We start from the raw sequence: 14,586 nt of genomic DNA, 5'->3' as shown, positions 1-14,586 counted from the left end.
GGAGAAGGACCATGAGCGAACACGACGCGAACGCCCGATTCGCCCGCGAGACCATCGTGGAGCCGGCAGCCATCTCCCGCGCGCGCACGCACGCCCTGGAACTCGGCGCCTCCCCGCTCAGCCCCGCTGTGGGCGCGCAGCTGGCGGTTCTCGCCGCGGCGTCCGGCGCACGCTCGATGGTCGAGATCGGCACGGGTGCCGGCGTGTCCGGGTTGTGGCTGCTGCGCGGCGCGCCGCAGGCCGTGCTGACCACGATCGACAACGAACCCGAGCATCTCGCGGCCGCCCGTCAGGCATTCGCCGACGCCAGGATCCCGCCGGCGAAGTCGCGCTTCATCACGGGCAGGGCAGCCGACGTGCTCCCCCGCATGAACGAGAGCTCCTACGACATCGTCCTCGTCGACGCCGATCCCGAGAACGTCATCGAGTACGTCGAGCACGGGCTGCGGCTCGTGCGCACCGGCGGCCTGGTGCTCGTACCGCGGGTGCTCGCCGGCGGAAGGACCGCCGACCCCGTGCAGCGCGATGCCGTCACCTCGGCGTTCCGCTCGCTCGTCCAGGAGACGCAGGAGTCACCGGCCGTGCTCGCCGCCCTGTCCACGACGGGTGAGGGACTGCTGCAGCTCTCGCGCATCTCGGAATAGCGCGCCCGAACACCGAAAAAGGGCGATGGATCACTCCATCGCCCTTCTGCGTCCGGTCGTGGCTCAGGCCGGGTTCACGACTGCTGCAAGCACGTCGTGAAGTTCCTTCGCCTCGGCATCGTTCACGGAGACGACCAGGCGCCCGCCGCCTTCGAGCGGAACCCGCACGATGATGAGTCGCCCCTCCTTCACGGCCTCCATCGGTCCGTCGCCGGTCCTCGGCTTCATCGCTGCCATCGTGGCTACCTTTCCCTCGGTGGTATACGTCGAGTTTATCGTCAGCGGACGCCGCGGGCGTGTCACGAGGACACAAAGGAACGGCGCGCCTCTGTGCGGCGGCCCTGAAACGACTATGGAACCTGCCAGAACGTCTGTGCAAGGCCGTACATCGAAAGGATCCACAGCCACTGCGCCAACAGGCACAACCCGAGCATTCCCCACCGGTAGCCGCGCGCGCGCGGCACGGCCAGTGCACCCCACAGCGGCGTCAACGGCATGAGAAGCCGCAACGTGCTGGACTGCGGGAAGAACACCGCCAGCAGGTAGAGCAGGTAGCTCGCGCTCCACAGGCGGATGTCGGATCCCAGCCGGCGCACCGCGCGCGAACGCAGCAGCATCCACGCGGCACCGGCCACCAGCGCAGCGAACAGGATCCACCCCGACCAGCCGGGCAGCCCCGCCTGTCCCACCCAGAACTCCGCGCCGCGCACGAACCCCTCGAACGGGATGAAGTCCGCGCTCGCATCCGGCAGCCAGTTGCGCCGCCACGCCAGCTCGGTCCTCAGGTACGCCGTGGGATCTCCGGTGACCACCGACGCGATGATCTGCCAGGAGAATCCGACGGTCGCGCTCAGCAGGCCCAGCGCGACGATGTGCACGATCTGCACCGTCGGCAGCGCCTCCTTGTCCCGTCGCACCCACCGGACGATGCCGTGCAGTGCCAGGAACAGCGCGAAGGCGAGGATGCCGGGCCGGGTGAAGCCCATCAACGGCAGCACGAGATACAGCCCCCGGTAGCGGCGCCCGGCGACGAGGTCGAGGGCGATGAGCAGCAGCAGTACGAACAGAGCCTCGGCGTACCCGACCTGGAACAGCGCGGCCAGCGGACCGCTGGCGAAGAACGCCACCGCCCACATCGCCGCCGCGGAGCCGATGCGCTTGCGCAGCAGCCGATGCAGCACGAGGCAGGCGAGGAACCCCGCCGTCAGAGACACCAGCAGCGCGCCGGCGGCCCAGTCGCCGATTCCGACCCATTGCGACAGGTATGCGTAGACCGGCATGAACGCCCAGGCGTTCTCCGCCACGTCGCCCGATGCGGTCAGCGGCAGCGCGGACGGGTAGCCGTTCACCGCGACCCACCAGTACCACTGTCCGTCCCAGCCGACCACGAAGTCCTGCAGCCCGGGCGCCGGCCCGAACCGCGAGCCCGGACTCGACCGGTGCGCGGCCGACAGCAGGAAGCCGGTCGTCACCAGTCGTGCGAGCACGTAGATGATGGCGATCCGCCCGACGACCGGGAGGCGCGCCCAGTGACGCGCTCCCGAGGTCAGGAGCCGGTGAGCCACGAGCGCAGCCCGCGTTCGACCTCTTCGATCTGAGCGAGGGGTACCCGTTCCTCGTCGTGATGTGCGAGGTGCGGGTCACCGGGGCCGAAGTTGACGGCGGGGACGCCCATGGCCGAGAACCGCGCCACATCGGTCCAGCCGTATTTGGCGTGCGCCTCGCCGCCGACCGCGGCCAGGAAGCGCTGGGCGATGGGTGCGTCCAGCCCAGGACGGGCGCCGGCGGCGGCATCCGTGATCTCGACCTCGAAACCGGCGAACGCCGCGCGCACATGCGCTTCGGCATCCGCCACGCTCTTGCTCGGGGCGAAGCGGTAGTTCACCTCGACCTCGCAGAGGTCGGGGATGACGTTGCCCGCGACACCACCGCGGATGCTGACCGCGTTCAGCCCCTCGCGGTAGCCGAGCCCCTCGACGGCGATCTCACGTGCCCGGTACTCGGCCAGGCGCGCCAGGATGGGCGCGGCACCATGGATGGCGTTCTCCCCGACCCACGAGCGCGCGCTGTGCGCGCGCACGCCGTGGACGCGGACGGTGGCGCGCATCGTGCCGTTGCACCCGCCCTCCACGCGCCCGTCGGACGGCTCGCCGAGGATCGCGAAGTCCGCTTCGAACAGATCGGGACGAGCGGATGCGAGCAGGAACAGCCCGTTGCGGGACTCGTCCACCTCTTCGTTGTCATACCACATCCAGGTGATGTCGGCCTGCGGTTCGGTCAGCTCCGCAGCCAGCTTGAGCTGCACCGCGACGCCGGCCTTCATGTCCACCGTGCCCCGACCCCAGATGTACCGGTCGCCGTCGATCTCGACGTCGCGGCTGGGGACGTTGTCGTTGATCGGGACGGTGTCGATGTGCCCGGCGATCACCACCCGCTGCGGGCGGCCCAGTGCGGTGCGCGCGATCACGGTGTTGCCGAACCGGCTCACCTCGAGATGCTCGTACACGCGCATGGTCTGCTCGATCTGGTCGGCGAGGCGGGCCTCGTCGCCGGAGACGCTGGGGATGTCGCAGATGACGCGGGTGATGTCGGCGGCGGACGCACTCAGATCGATCACCATGGCCCCAGCCTAAACGCTGCGTCACACGCGCAGCATCCGCGAGTCCGCAGGCGATAGCGTTGTCGGATGAGCACCGCACGCACAGCCTGGGGCATCGGCCTGCGCACGCGCGCATCGGACGGCACCGTCCTCGACGCCTGGTACCCCGAGATCGGCCTCGGCGAGCCCGATGCCGCCGTCTCGTCCGCCGCCGCCGCGACCTGGGGCGCGCAGGGTGCGCCCGATGACCGGCGCGAAGTCACCGTGGAACTCGTGCAGCAGAGCGCCGATCTCGACGCCCCCGTCGCCTCCACCGAGGACGCCTACCTGCGCCTGCAGACCCTCTCGCGTCTGCTGGTGCGACCGAACGAGCTGAATCTCGACGGCATCTTCGGACACCTGCCGACGGTCGCGTGGACCAATGCGGGCCCGATGCTGCCCGCCGCTGCGGCGCGGCTGCGACCGGTCCTGCAGCGTCACGGGATCCAGGTGCAGGGGCTGGACAAGTTCCCGCGGCTCACCGACTACGTCCAGCCCGAGGGCGTGCGCATCGCCGACGCCTCACGGGTGCGGTTGGGCGCGCACCTCTCACCGGGGACGACCGTCATGCACGAGGGCTTCGTGAACTTCAACGCCGGGACTCTCGGCGCCTCGATGGTCGAGGGCCGGATCTCGCAGGGTGTCGTCGTGGGGGACGGCAGCGACGTCGGCGGCGGCTCATCGATCATGGGTACGCTGTCCGGCGGCGGCTCGCACCGCATCTCCATCGGCGCACGCACGCTGCTCGGTGCGAACGCCGGCATCGGCATCTCCTTGGGCGATGACTGCATCGTGGAGGCCGGTCTGTACATCACGGCGGGAACGAAGGTCGTGTTCGCGGATGCCGCCCCTCTCCCCGAGGGCGGAAGGCCGAGTGCGAAGGCCGCCGACCTGTCCGGCCGGGACGGTCTGCTGTTCCGGCGCCACTCCCTCACAGGCGCCGTCGAGGTCGTGCGGCGCTCCGGCGTCGGGGTGACGCTCAACGACGCCCTGCACGCCTGACGGACGGGTCTCGCGCGCCTGAACGGATCGTCCAGCCAGGACTGATAGCCTGAGCCCTGACGCCCCTCGCGAAGCGAGACGTCTGCGTCGTCGAAACACTTCCGCACAGCCACACGGCAGCGGTCTTATCGAGCGGCGAAACGATGCGCGATCCCGCGCCGTCGCCCACTTCCGCAGATTCCCTGCGCCTTCACGGAGATATTCCTATGCCTTCCTTCCTCGATCTCGGCGTGCCCGCCGTTCTCGCCGACGTGCTCGCAGCCGACGGCAAGACCGACGCGTTCGCCATTCAGCGCGACACGCTGCCCGACTCCCTGGCCGGCCGCGATGTGCTCGGCCGCGGCCGCACCGGCAGCGGCAAGACCATCGCCTTCGCCCTTCCCCTCGTGGCGCGCCTGGCCGCCTCCGACGCGAAGCGCCGCCCGAGCCACCCGCGTGGACTCGTCCTCGCGCCCACCCGCGAGCTCGCCTCGCAGATCGCCGCCACCGTGGCCCCGCTCGCCGCGGCCGCGGGCATGCGCGTCACCACCGTGTTCGGCGGCGTCAGCCAGCGCCCACAGGAGCAGGCGCTGCGCGCCGGTGCCGACATCGTCGTGGCCTGCCCCGGTCGCCTCGAAGACCTCATGAAGCAGGGCGTCGTCTCGCTGGACTCCGTCGAGATCGCCGTGCTCGACGAGGCCGATCACATGGCCGACCTCGGGTTCCTGCCGGGTGTCACCCGCATCCTCAATGCCACTCCGGCACGCGGCCAGCGCCTGCTGTTCAGCGCCACACTCGACCGCGGCATCGATGCGCTGGCCAAGCGCTTCCTGCACAACCCGGTCAGTCACGAGGTCGATGAGGCCAGCGTGCCGGTCGGCGAGATGACTCACCGCGTGCTGGTCGCGGCCGATGCGGATGCCAAGAAGCGCCTCGTCGAGGACCTCGCGTCCGGCGTCGGGCGCCGCATCCTCTTCACCCGCACCAAGCACCACGCGAAGAAGCTCGCGAAGCAGCTGACCTCCGCCGGCATCCCCTCGGTCGATCTGCACGGCAACCTCGGACAGAACGCCCGTGAGCGCAACCTCGCGGCGTTCAGCGCCGATCCTGCCGCGGGCGGCGTACGCGTGCTGGTCGCCACCGACGTGGCCGCCCGCGGTGTGCACGTCGACGACGTGGAGCTCGTCGTGCACGTCGACCCGCCGGTGGAGCACAAGGCGTATCTGCACCGTTCGGGCCGCACCGCCCGCGCGGGTGCCGCGGGGACGGTCGTGACGCTGACGCTGCCGGAGCAGCGTCGCGATGTGAAGGACATCCTCCGCAAGGCGCAGATCGCCGTCGGCCTGGAGGACGTCACCCCAGCGATCGTCGCCGAGCTCGTGGGCGAGCGCGCCGCGAAGGTGAAGCACGTTCCCGCGCCCGTTCAGCCGCAGGGCAAGCCGAAGGCCAAGCCCGGCCAGGGCCGTGGCAACGCGCAGGCCGCAGGCCGTGGCCGCGGCCGCGGTGGACGTGCTGGCGCTCCGAGCCAGTCCGGCGGCGCACAGCGCGATGTGGCTCAGCCCCGTCAGCGCAACGCCGGTCAGGGTCAGTCCCGTCGCACCGCGCAGGTCTACAGCACCTCCACCGGTGCTCCCGCAGCCACCCAGGGGCGTCCCCGCACCGGTTCGCGCCGCGCCAGCCGCCCCCAGGGCGACTGAGCACGCACACGCAGCACGGCCCGCCGCGAACCTCTCGGTTCCGGCGGGCCGTTCTCGTATCGCGCCGCGACGGGAGCAGTGCGGGCGCAGCCTCGCGGGCGCAGCCTCGCGGGCGCAGCCTCGCGAGCGCTGTGACGTCAGCCCTCGAGCGCCTTGGCGCGCGCGGCGACGTGCTCGTCGTCCGAGATCACACCGCGTGCATGGAGATCGTCGAGCACGGAGAGTCGCTGCTCGATCGACGGGGGCTCGGGCACCGCATCGGAGGCGCGCAGCAGGGCGCTCCGGCCGACCTGTGCGGCGATCTGCGTGTCCATGGTGAGCGGATCGTAACCGGCCTGCTTGGCGACGTTCCACTTGCGCACCGCGACGACGACCGTGAAGATCACCACCCCCGCGAACAGCAGGCCGAAGAGGACGAACACCGCACTGAAGTCGGGCCCGGCATCGAACAAGACATCATCCATGAGCGCATCCTATGACGGACGGCTCGGGCTGAGGGTCAGCGGCGGGGGAACTCCCGCTCCGGTGAGCCGATGTACAGCTGCTGGGGCCGACCGATCTTGGTCTGCGGGTCGCGGTTGAGTTCCCGCCACTGCGCGAGCCAGCCGGGAAGTCGTCCGATCGCGAACAGCACGGTGAACATGCGCGTGGGGAATCCCATCGCCTTGTAGATCACGCCGGTGTAGAAGTCGACGTTCGGGTAGAGGCGGCGCTCCTTGAAGTAATCGTCCGCGAGGGCGATCTCCTCGAGTTCCTTGGCCAGGTCCAGCAGCGGGTCGCTGACCCCGAGAGAGGCGAGCACCTGGTCGGCAGCGTCCTTGACGAGTTTGGCGCGCGGGTCGTAATTCTTGTAGACCCGGTGACCGAAGCCCATCAGCTTGACGCCCTGCTCCTTGTTCTTGACGCTCTCCACGAAGCGCTGCACGCTCTGACCGGACTCGCGGATCTGTCCCAGCATCGTCAGCACGGCTTCGTTCGCACCGCCGTGCAGCGGACCGGACAGAGCCTGGATCCCGGCCGAGATCGATGCGAACTGGTTGGCGCCGGTCGAGCCGACCAGTCGCACGGTGGAAGTGGAGGCGTTCTGCTCGTGGTCCTCGTGCAGGATGAGCAGCAGCTCGAGCGCCTGGGACATCACCGGGTTGATCTCGTAGGGCTCGGAGTTGACACCGAAGTTGAGCTTGAGGAAGTTGTCGACGAAGCTCAACGAGTTGTCCGGGTAGAGGAACGCCTGCCCGATGCTCTTCTTGTGCGCATAGGCCGCGATCACCGGCAGCTTGGCGAGCATCCGCACCATGTTCAGCTCGACGTGATCCGGATTGTTCGGGTCGGTCTGCCCCTCATAGTAGGTCGACAGGGCCGCCACCGCGGACGACAGCACCGACATGGGGTGCGCGGTGTGCGGCAGCGCCGTGAAGAAGTGCTTGAGATCCTCGTGCAGCAGCGTGTGACGGCGGATGCGCTCGTCGAAGTCGGCGAGCTCATCGGGAGTCGGCAGCTCGCCATAGATGAGCAGCCAGGCCACCTCGAGGTAGCTGCAGTTCTTCGCGACCTGCTCGATCGGGTATCCGCGGTAGCGCAGGATGCCCTTGTCGCCGTCGATGAAGGTGATCTCCGACTTCGTCGACGCCGTGTTGACGAACCCGTAGTCCAGGCCCGTGTAGCCGGTCTGACGGGTCAGCGTCGAGAAGTCGATGCTGCCGGCACCGCCGCTGGATTGCAGCAGCGGGAACTCCGCGGTCGTGTCTCCGATCGAGAGAGTCGCCTTATCGGGCTGAGCTGAGCTCACGCCAACCTCCTGTTGCGCCTGTGTCGTCGTGGACGATGTGCGGCGCCGAGCGCCTGCCGATGATCGGCCGCATCGCCTTTACAGCCTACCGGCGCGTTCGGCCTACTGTGACAACCGCCAAGAGATCACCGGGAGCGGCATATCTTTCCGACAAAGACGGGCGGAATTCCGCCCCGTCCCTGTCAGCGGCCGGATGCCGTCAGTCGAGCAGCCGCCTGTGCGACGCGCTCGAGCGGAGCGGTCAGCGACAACCGCACATGATCGGCGGAGTGCTCGCCGTAGAAGTGACCCGGTCCTGCGAGGATCCCGAGCTCCGCGAGCCGCTGCATGGACTCCCACGCATCCCGCCCCTCGGTGGCCCAGAGGTAGAGTCCCGCCTCGGATCCGTCGATGCGGAAGCCCGCGGTGATCACCGCGGGAAGGAGCAGATCGCGCCGCTGACGGTAGAGCTCCTTCTGCGTCGCGACGTGCTCGTCGTCGCGGAGCGCCACGGCCATCGCGTGCTGGACGGGCGCGGGCGGCATGAGACCGAGATGCTTTCGTGCCGTCAGCAGCTCGCCGACGACCCGAGCGCACCCGGCGACGAACGCTGCGCGGTAGCCGGCGAGGTTGGACTGCTTGCTGAGCGAGTAGACGCTGAGCAGGCCCGAGCGGGTGCCGCCGGTGACGCGCGGGTCGAGCACCGAGGGAATCGACTCCGATGCCCACGCACCGTCCCAGCCGAGCTCCGCATAGCACTCGTCGCTGGCGAGCACAGCCCCGAGCTCGCGGGCGCGGCGCACGGCGGCGCTGAGCTCCTGGACCGTCCAGGTGCGTCCGTCCGGGTTGCCGGGGCTGTTGATCCAGATGAGCCGGGTGCCGTCGGGCCACTCGGCGGGATCATCCGCCGCCAGCGCGGTGGCGCCTGCGACGGTCGCGCCGACGGCGTAGGTCGGGTAGGCGACTCGCGGATGCACCACGATGTCGCCCTCGCCCAGATCCAGCAGTGTCGGAAGCAGCGCCACCAGCTCCTTGGAGCCGATCGTGGGCAGCACGTTCGCGCTCGTCAGGCCCGGCACGCCGCGGCGGCGCGCGTACCAGTCCACGATCGCCTCACGCAGCGCCGGAGTGCCGACGGTCTGCGGGTAGGAATGAGCGTCCGTCGACTCGGCGAGAGCCGCACGGATCACGGCGGGGGTCGCGTCGACGGGCGAGCCGATGGAGAGATCGACGATCCCGTCGGGGTGCGATGCGGCGCGGTCCCGATAGGGCTCCACCGCATCCCAGGGATAGTTCGCGAGGTCGCGGACGCCCACTCACTCCCCCTGCGGAGGCAGCGCGGACACGACCGCGTGATCGTAGGGCAGCACACCCACCTTGGCCGCACCGCCGGGCGAACCCAGCTCGTTGAAGAACTCGACGTTGGCCTTGTAGTAGTCTGCCCACTCCTCGGGGAGGTCGTCCTCGTAGAAGATCGCCTCGACGGGGCAGACGGGTTCACAGGCGCCGCAGTCGACGCATTCGTCGGGGTGGATGTACAGCATCCGATCACCCTCGTAGATGCAGTCCACGGGACATTCGTCGACGCAGGCGCGATCCTTCACGTCGACGCAGGGAAGGGCGATCACATACGTCACAGCACCAGTCTACGACGCGTCAGGACCTCGGCGACCGCCGGCGGCCGTGCGCGCCGAGAGATCCCGCAGCTTCGACAGGTCCGGCCAGGCGACGATGACGGCGACCAGGCCGGCGGCGACGTACATCCAGATGTTGCCGAGCGGCGTGTTGGGCACGACGACCGAACCGCCGGGGCCGCGTTGCGAGATGACGAGGATCAGCACCATCATCCCGATCCCTGCGGCGAGAGCCGCCCACCGATCGCCGGTGAGCGCCCGCAGGGCGACGAGCAGTGCCCCGCACGCGATCGCGCCGAGGATGAGCCCCACGGGCAGGGGGCCGAGCGTGTAGCTGTGCGCGATCGTGGCAGCGACGCCGTAGACGGCGCCGATGACGAACGCGGCCAGCCACGAGACGCCGCGGGTGATCAGGAATCGCACCGGATCAGCCTACCGATCCCGCCTGTCGGTCTGCCGGTTCGCACGGGACGCCGCGACGGCGCAGGGTTCACGCCCCCCACCCGATCAACCGCAGCAGCGCTGCCACGGCAGCGGCGGCGACCACCACGACGAGAAAGGACTGCCTCATCCACAGCAGCCCTGCCGCGACCAGCACGGCCGGCACCCTGGCGTCCACCAGGATCGCCTGCCCCGCACCGAGGCTCTGCACCGCGACCAGAGCCGCCAGCAGCGCGACGGTCAGCAGGTCCGAGATCCGCGCCGGACGCTCCGCCTCGAGCACGGATGCGGGGATCAGGTAGCCGAAGGCCTTCAGCGCGGCACAGATGCACGCGGCGAGAAGCACCGCACTCCACACACTCACGACAGCACCTCCGCGGCCGAGGCGACGTCCTTCCGGCCGAGCCAGTTGAACCAGCCGACGACGATCGCGACGACAGCCGCGACGAGCACCGGCAGACCGGGCATCAGCACGGGCGTGAGCGCCGCCGCGACGACGGCCGCGGCCACACCGACCACGATCGCCTGGCGCTGCTTCAAGCGCGGCCAGAGGAGGGCCAGGAAGGCAGCCGCGGCCGCCGCGTCCAGACCCCAGGACTTCGGGTCTCCCAGCACATCGCCCAGCAGAGCACCGGCCAACGTGGTGAGATTCCAGCCGACGAAGACGCCCAGCCCGGTGATCCAGAACCCCAACCTGCTCAACGACGGCGTCGCCTGCGAGATCGCGACGGCCGTGGACTCATCGATCGTCACCTGCGCGGCAGCGGTCCGTCGCCAGAAGCCGTCTCCGATGAGCGGCGACATCCGGATGCCGTAGGCGAGATTGCGCACGCCCAGCAGCACCGCGGAGGCGATGGCCGAGGGAAGGGCAGCGACACCGCCGGAGCCGAGGACGCCGATGAACGCGAACTGCGACCCGCCGGTGAACATCAGAAGGCTGAGCACGCTGGTCTGCAAGATGTCGAGACCGGACGCCACTGCGAGCGCGCCGAAAGAGACGCCGTACGCACTGGTCGCGATCGCGACGCCGAGCCCCTCTCGCCAGACCTCCCGCGTGGGCGAGACCCGCGCCGATTCGGATGTTCGATCGATTGAACGCATGACCAACATTCTGAACGCGCGGTGCGTTCAGGTCAAGCCGAACGATCGTTTGCCATACTGAACGACATGGAACTGCGCGAACGCATCGCCCACTCGCTGCGCCACGAGCGGGAGGCGGCCCGGATCTCCGTGTCCGAACTGGCGCGTCGTGCGGGTATCTCCAAGGCGACGGTGTCGCAGCTGGAGAGCGGCGTCGGCAACCCCAGCGTCGAGACGCTCTGGGCGATCGGCGACGCTCTGGGCGTGCCGTTCTCGACCCTGGTCGACGAGCGCTCCACAGCACCCCGTCTGATCCGCCTGGGCGACCACGCCGGTGTGCCGTCGGCAGCGTCTCCCTACCTCGCGACCCTGCTCTCGGCCGCAGCCCCCGGCACGCGACGCGACATCTACCTGATCCAGGCGGAACCCGGCGAGCCGCGCCGGTCACTGCCCCATCATGTCGGCACCACCGAGCACGTCGTGCTGCTGTCCGGCGAGGCGATGATCGGCCCCGCGGACGATCCGCAGCTGCTGAACCCGGGCGATTACCTCTCCTACGCCGGAGATGCGCCGCACGTCTTCGAAGCCCGGCGAGCCGGAACCAGCGCCGTGCTGGTCACCGAGCTGCGCTGACAGCGTCGGTGATCAGTACCAGTTCACCGCCTGCGAGTGCGACCATGCGGCGCAGGGCGAGCCGTAGGCCCGCTTGATGTAGTCCAGACCCCAGGAGATCTGCGTGGCGGCGTTGGTGCGCCAGTCCGCTCCGGCGGTCGCCATCTTGCTGCCGGGGAGGGCCTGCGGGATGCCGGTGGCTCCGCCGTTGCGGTTGTACGCCTGGTAATTCCAGCCGGACTCCTTGTTCCAGAGGCTCGAGAGGCAGGAGAACTGCCCTGCGCCCCAGCCGTAGCGCTCAGCGGCCATCCGGCTGGCCGTCGCCTTCGCTCCTGCCGGGGTGTTGGCCGCAGCCAGAGCCGCCGCAGCCCGGCGCTCGGCCTCCGCCGCCTTCTCGGCCGCGATGCGCTTGGCCTCGGCGCGCAGACGCGCCTCCTCCGCCGCTTTGGCCTCCTTCGCGGCTGTCAGGGCGTCCTGCAGTGCCGCGGTCTGCTGCTGCACGCCGACGGTGCCGCGGACCACGTCATCGGTCAGATCGCCGAGCTGCTCGCCGGTGAGTCCGTCCGATGACTCGATGGCGGTCACGTCACGCGTGAGGGCTCGCACGTCGATGGTCGTCAGCAGCGCCTCGACCCGGACGTCGGACACCTCCACGACGTGGTTCAGGGCGACCGCGTTGGTCAGAGCGATCCGTCCGGCGTCCTCGGCGACAGACGCTCGATGCATGTCGACATCGGACGGTGCTGCCAGTGCCGGCGCTGCCACGAAGCCTGTGGCCGCTGCTGCCGCAAGGACCGCGCCGACGGCGAGTCCGATCACGGGACGGCGCAGGGCCGAGTGCGCGGATGCCGCGCGCGACACGCGTTCGGACGCACGGGTGCGGGGGGAATGATGCATGGGGTGGGTTCGACTTTCGGGTCGTCGTCGTGCCCGACCCCTGGGCGGGGCTGCTCATCGGGAGCGCATTGCCGGGCACGGGGATCGAGTCTGCCGCCCGGACCTGGACGGAACCCCTCTCCGACCTGGATGTTCCGTGGCCGCCGGGTGGGAGTTCCGGTCTCGCCCTCCCAAGAAGATGTGTTATGCGTTCGTTATCTTTCCGGTTCGGAAACGACGAGGACCCCGGCCGGTGGCCGGGGTCCTCGCTCGCAGCTGCTGGGTCAGGCGTTGACGTCCTGGCGCTTCTGGCGCGACGCCTCGCGACCGCGGACGGTCTGGTCCAGGATCACCTTGCGGATGCGGACCGCCTCGGGCGTCACCTCGACGCATTCGTCGTCACGGGCGAACTCCAGGCTCTCCTCGAGCGTCAGCAGGCGCGGCGGGGTCATCGACTCGAAGGAATCCGAGCTGGCCGCACGCATGTTGGTCAGCTTCTTCTCCTTGGTGATGTTCACGTCCATGTCATCCGCGCGCGAGTTCTCGCCGATGACCATGCCCTCGTACACCTCCTGCGTCGGCTGCACGAAGAACGACATCCGCTCCTGCAGGGCGATCATCGCGAAGGGCGTGACGACTCCCATGCGATCAGCGACGATGGATCCGTTCTGGCGGGTCGTGATGTGACCGGCCCAGACGTCGTAGCCGTGCGAGATCGCGTTGGCGATGCCGGTACCGCGCGTGGTGGTCATGAACTCGGTGCGGAAGCCGATCAGGCCGCGCGAGGGGACGATGAACTCCATGCGCACCCAGCCGGTGCCGTGGTTGGTCATGCCGTCCATGCGGCCCTTGCGGTTTGCGAGCAGCTGCGTGATGGCGCCGAGGTACTCCTCGGGCGCGTCGATGGTGAGGTGCTCGTACGGTTCGTGGGTCTTGCCGTTGACCTGCTTCGTGACGACCTGGGGCTTGCCGACGGTGAGCTCGAAGCCCTCGCGACGCATGTTCTCGACCAGGATGGCGAGTGCGAGCTCGCCGCGACCCTGCACCTCCCAGGCGTCCGGCCGCCCGATGTCGACGACCTTGAGCGAGACGTTTCCGATCAGCTCGCGGTCCAGACGATCCTTGACCATGCGCGCGGTGAGCTTGTGGCCCTTGACCTTGCCCATCAGCGGCGACGTGTTGGTGCCGATCGTCATCGAGATCGCGGGATCGTCGACGTGGATCTGCGGCAGCGGACGGACGTCGTCCGGGTCGGCGATGGTCTCGCCGATGGTGATGTCGGGGAAGCCGGCGATGGCCACGATGTCGCCGGGGCCGGCGGAGTCGGCGGGGTAGCGCTCCAGCGCGCGGGTCTTGAGCAGCTCGGTGATGCGCGCGTTCGCGTGCGTGCCGTCAGCACGCACCCATGCGACCGTCTGGCCCTTCTTCAACGTGCCGTTGAAGACGCGCAGCAGGGCGAGGCGACCGAGGAACGGGCTGGAATCGAGGTTGGTGACCCAGGCCTGCAGAGGCGCCTCGTCGTCGTACGACGGGGCGGGGATGTGCTCGAGGATGGCTTCGAACAGCGGCTCGAGGTCATCGTTGTCGGGCAGCTCGCCGTTGATCGGCCGGTTGCGGGATGCTGCGCCGGCGCGACCCGAGGCGTACACGACCGGGACGTCGAGCAACGCGTCGACGTCGAGGTCCGGCACGTCGTCGACCAGGTCGGACGCCAGGCCGAGCAGCAGGTCCTGCGCCTCCGCCTCCACCTCGGCGATGCGCGCGTCGGCGCGGTCGGTCTTGTTGACGAGAAGAATGACCGGAAGCTTCGCCTCGAGTGCCTTGCGCAGCACGAAGCGGGTCTGCGGCAGCGGACCCTCCGAGGCGTCCACGAGCAGCACCACGCCATCCACCATGGACAGGCCGCGCTCGACCTCGCCGCCGAAGTCGGCGTGGCCAGGAGTGTCGATCACGTTGATGGTGATCGGGGAATCGGTGTGCACACCCTGGTAGGTGATGGCGGTGTTCTTCGCGAGGATGGTGATGCCCTTCTCGCGTTCGAGATCACCGGAGTCCATGGAACGCTCTTCGACGTGGGCGTGCTCACCGAAGGAGCCCGTCTGCCGGAGCATCGCATCGACGAGAGTCGTCTTTCCATGGTCGACGTGCGCGACGATAGCGACGTTGCGGAGATCAGAACGGAGGGCGTGCGCCATGCAGGTGTCCTAAGAGGATT

16 protein-coding genes are annotated in these 14,586 nt (G+C 69.3%); 4 read left to right on the top strand and 12 right to left on the bottom strand.

Annotated elements, in window-relative coordinates:
- Window positions 1–11 precede the first annotated feature (11 nt).
- Window positions 12–644 carry an O-methyltransferase gene (locus ACFQY2_RS13575; protein ID WP_378746424.1) on the top strand — a complete coding sequence of 211 codons (633 nt, stop codon included), beginning with the start codon at window positions 12–14 and terminating at the stop codon, window positions 642–644.
- Between the two features lie 63 nt (window positions 645–707).
- Here the strand turns inward: ACFQY2_RS13575 and ACFQY2_RS13570 are convergent, their stop codons facing one another.
- The 3 genes from ACFQY2_RS13570 to dapE form a co-directional block, all read right to left on the bottom strand.
- Complete coding sequence (locus ACFQY2_RS13570) at window positions 708–881, bottom strand: DUF3117 domain-containing protein (protein ID WP_082069058.1); 174 nt, start codon at window positions 879–881, stop codon at window positions 708–710.
- 113 nt (window positions 882–994) lie between these two features.
- Window positions 995–2,209, bottom strand: coding sequence for a hypothetical protein (locus ACFQY2_RS13565; RefSeq protein ID WP_378746422.1), 1,215 nt, complete (start codon window positions 2,207–2,209; stop codon window positions 995–997).
- The gene (gene dapE, locus ACFQY2_RS13560; protein WP_378746421.1) at window positions 2,191–3,264 is read right to left on the bottom strand and encodes a succinyl-diaminopimelate desuccinylase; all 1,074 of its coding nucleotides are present in this window, start codon (window positions 3,262–3,264) and stop codon (window positions 2,191–2,193) included. The genes ACFQY2_RS13565 and dapE overlap by 19 nt, the downstream gene beginning before the upstream one ends.
- Before the next feature lie 66 nt (window positions 3,265–3,330).
- Here dapE and dapD point away from each other — a divergent pair, with 66 nt between their 5' ends.
- Window positions 3,331–4,284 carry a 2,3,4,5-tetrahydropyridine-2,6-dicarboxylate N-succinyltransferase gene (dapD, locus tag ACFQY2_RS13555; protein WP_378746420.1) on the top strand — a complete coding sequence of 318 codons (954 nt, stop codon included), beginning with the start codon at window positions 3,331–3,333 and terminating at the stop codon, window positions 4,282–4,284.
- Between the two features lie 206 nt (window positions 4,285–4,490).
- Window positions 4,491–5,960 (top strand): DEAD/DEAH box helicase, encoded by a 1,470-nt coding sequence (locus ACFQY2_RS13550; protein ID WP_378746419.1) that lies wholly within the window; start codon window positions 4,491–4,493, stop codon window positions 5,958–5,960.
- Window positions 5,961–6,097: 137 nt separating this feature from the next.
- On the opposite strand, the gene ACFQY2_RS13545 is transcribed toward ACFQY2_RS13550, so the two are convergent.
- From ACFQY2_RS13545 to ACFQY2_RS13515, 7 genes are all read right to left on the bottom strand, one after another.
- Window positions 6,098–6,424 carry an SHOCT domain-containing protein gene (locus tag ACFQY2_RS13545; protein ID WP_378746418.1) on the bottom strand — a complete coding sequence of 109 codons (327 nt, stop codon included), beginning with the start codon at window positions 6,422–6,424 and terminating at the stop codon, window positions 6,098–6,100.
- 35 nt (window positions 6,425–6,459) lie between these two features.
- Window positions 6,460–7,749, bottom strand: coding sequence for a citrate synthase (locus ACFQY2_RS13540; protein ID WP_378746417.1), 1,290 nt, complete (start codon window positions 7,747–7,749; stop codon window positions 6,460–6,462).
- Between the two features lie 182 nt (window positions 7,750–7,931).
- The gene (gene dapC / locus ACFQY2_RS13535) at window positions 7,932–9,044 is read right to left on the bottom strand and encodes a succinyldiaminopimelate transaminase (protein ID WP_378746415.1); all 1,113 of its coding nucleotides are present in this window, start codon (window positions 9,042–9,044) and stop codon (window positions 7,932–7,934) included.
- Window positions 9,045–9,365, bottom strand: coding sequence for a ferredoxin (gene fdxA, locus ACFQY2_RS13530; RefSeq protein ID WP_307366933.1), 321 nt, complete (start codon window positions 9,363–9,365; stop codon window positions 9,045–9,047).
- Window positions 9,366–9,374: 9 nt separating this feature from the next.
- A complete protein-coding gene (locus ACFQY2_RS13525; protein WP_378746414.1) occupies window positions 9,375–9,785 on the bottom strand; it encodes a histidinol dehydrogenase in 411 nt (136 codons plus the stop codon).
- A gap of 67 nt (window positions 9,786–9,852) precedes the next feature.
- The gene (locus tag ACFQY2_RS13520) at window positions 9,853–10,167 is read right to left on the bottom strand and encodes an AzlD domain-containing protein (RefSeq protein WP_378746412.1); all 315 of its coding nucleotides are present in this window, start codon (window positions 10,165–10,167) and stop codon (window positions 9,853–9,855) included.
- Entirely contained in the window at window positions 10,164–10,904 is a 741-nt protein-coding gene (locus ACFQY2_RS13515; protein WP_378746411.1) for an AzlC family ABC transporter permease, read from the bottom strand. The genes ACFQY2_RS13520 and ACFQY2_RS13515 overlap by 4 nt, the downstream gene beginning before the upstream one ends.
- 66 nt (window positions 10,905–10,970) lie before the next feature.
- Between ACFQY2_RS13515 and ACFQY2_RS13510 the strand changes: the two genes are divergently transcribed.
- On the top strand, window positions 10,971–11,516 hold the full coding sequence (locus ACFQY2_RS13510; RefSeq protein ID WP_378746410.1) for a helix-turn-helix domain-containing protein: 546 nt from the start codon (window positions 10,971–10,973) through the stop codon (window positions 11,514–11,516).
- A gap of 12 nt (window positions 11,517–11,528) precedes the next feature.
- Here ACFQY2_RS13510 and ACFQY2_RS13505 read toward each other — a convergent pair whose 3' ends face one another.
- The gene (locus tag ACFQY2_RS13505; RefSeq protein WP_378746409.1) at window positions 11,529–12,392 is read right to left on the bottom strand and encodes a phospholipase; all 864 of its coding nucleotides are present in this window, start codon (window positions 12,390–12,392) and stop codon (window positions 11,529–11,531) included.
- Window positions 12,393–12,655: 263 nt separating this feature from the next.
- Window positions 12,656–14,566 (bottom strand): translational GTPase TypA, encoded by a 1,911-nt coding sequence (gene typA, locus ACFQY2_RS13500; RefSeq protein WP_378746408.1) that lies wholly within the window; start codon window positions 14,564–14,566, stop codon window positions 12,656–12,658.
- Window positions 14,567–14,586: the final 20 nt, after the last annotated feature.

It is taken from the genome of Microbacterium sp. GCM10027623 (assembly GCF_042666935.1).
Classification (GTDB): Bacteria; Actinomycetota; Actinomycetes; order Actinomycetales; family Microbacteriaceae; genus Microbacterium.
Note: the sequence above shows the minus strand (reverse complement) of the source record. Positions and strands in the feature narration are given on the sequence as shown.

Excerpts from the sequence above, each read along its gene's own strand:
- ACFQY2_RS13575 (WP_378746424.1), top strand. The coding sequence starts at position 12 with ATGAGCGAACACGACGCGAACGCCCGATTCGCCCGCGAGACCATCGTG.
- ACFQY2_RS13570 (WP_082069058.1), bottom strand. The coding sequence starts at position 881 with ATGGCAGCGATGAAGCCGAGGACCGGCGACGGACCGATGGAGGCCGTG.
- dapE (WP_378746421.1), bottom strand. The coding sequence starts at position 3,264 with ATGGTGATCGATCTGAGTGCGTCCGCCGCCGACATCACCCGCGTCATC.
- dapD (WP_378746420.1), top strand. The coding sequence starts at position 3,331 with ATGAGCACCGCACGCACAGCCTGGGGCATCGGCCTGCGCACGCGCGCA.
- ACFQY2_RS13550 (WP_378746419.1), top strand. The coding sequence starts at position 4,491 with ATGCCTTCCTTCCTCGATCTCGGCGTGCCCGCCGTTCTCGCCGACGTG.
- ACFQY2_RS13545 (WP_378746418.1), bottom strand. The coding sequence starts at position 6,424 with ATGGATGATGTCTTGTTCGATGCCGGGCCCGACTTCAGTGCGGTGTTC.
- ACFQY2_RS13515 (WP_378746411.1), bottom strand. The coding sequence starts at position 10,904 with ATGCGTTCAATCGATCGAACATCCGAATCGGCGCGGGTCTCGCCCACG.
- ACFQY2_RS13510 (WP_378746410.1), top strand. The coding sequence starts at position 10,971 with ATGGAACTGCGCGAACGCATCGCCCACTCGCTGCGCCACGAGCGGGAG.
- ACFQY2_RS13505 (WP_378746409.1), bottom strand. The coding sequence starts at position 12,392 with ATGCATCATTCCCCCCGCACCCGTGCGTCCGAACGCGTGTCGCGCGCG.
- typA (WP_378746408.1), bottom strand. The coding sequence starts at position 14,566 with ATGGCGCACGCCCTCCGTTCTGATCTCCGCAACGTCGCTATCGTCGCG.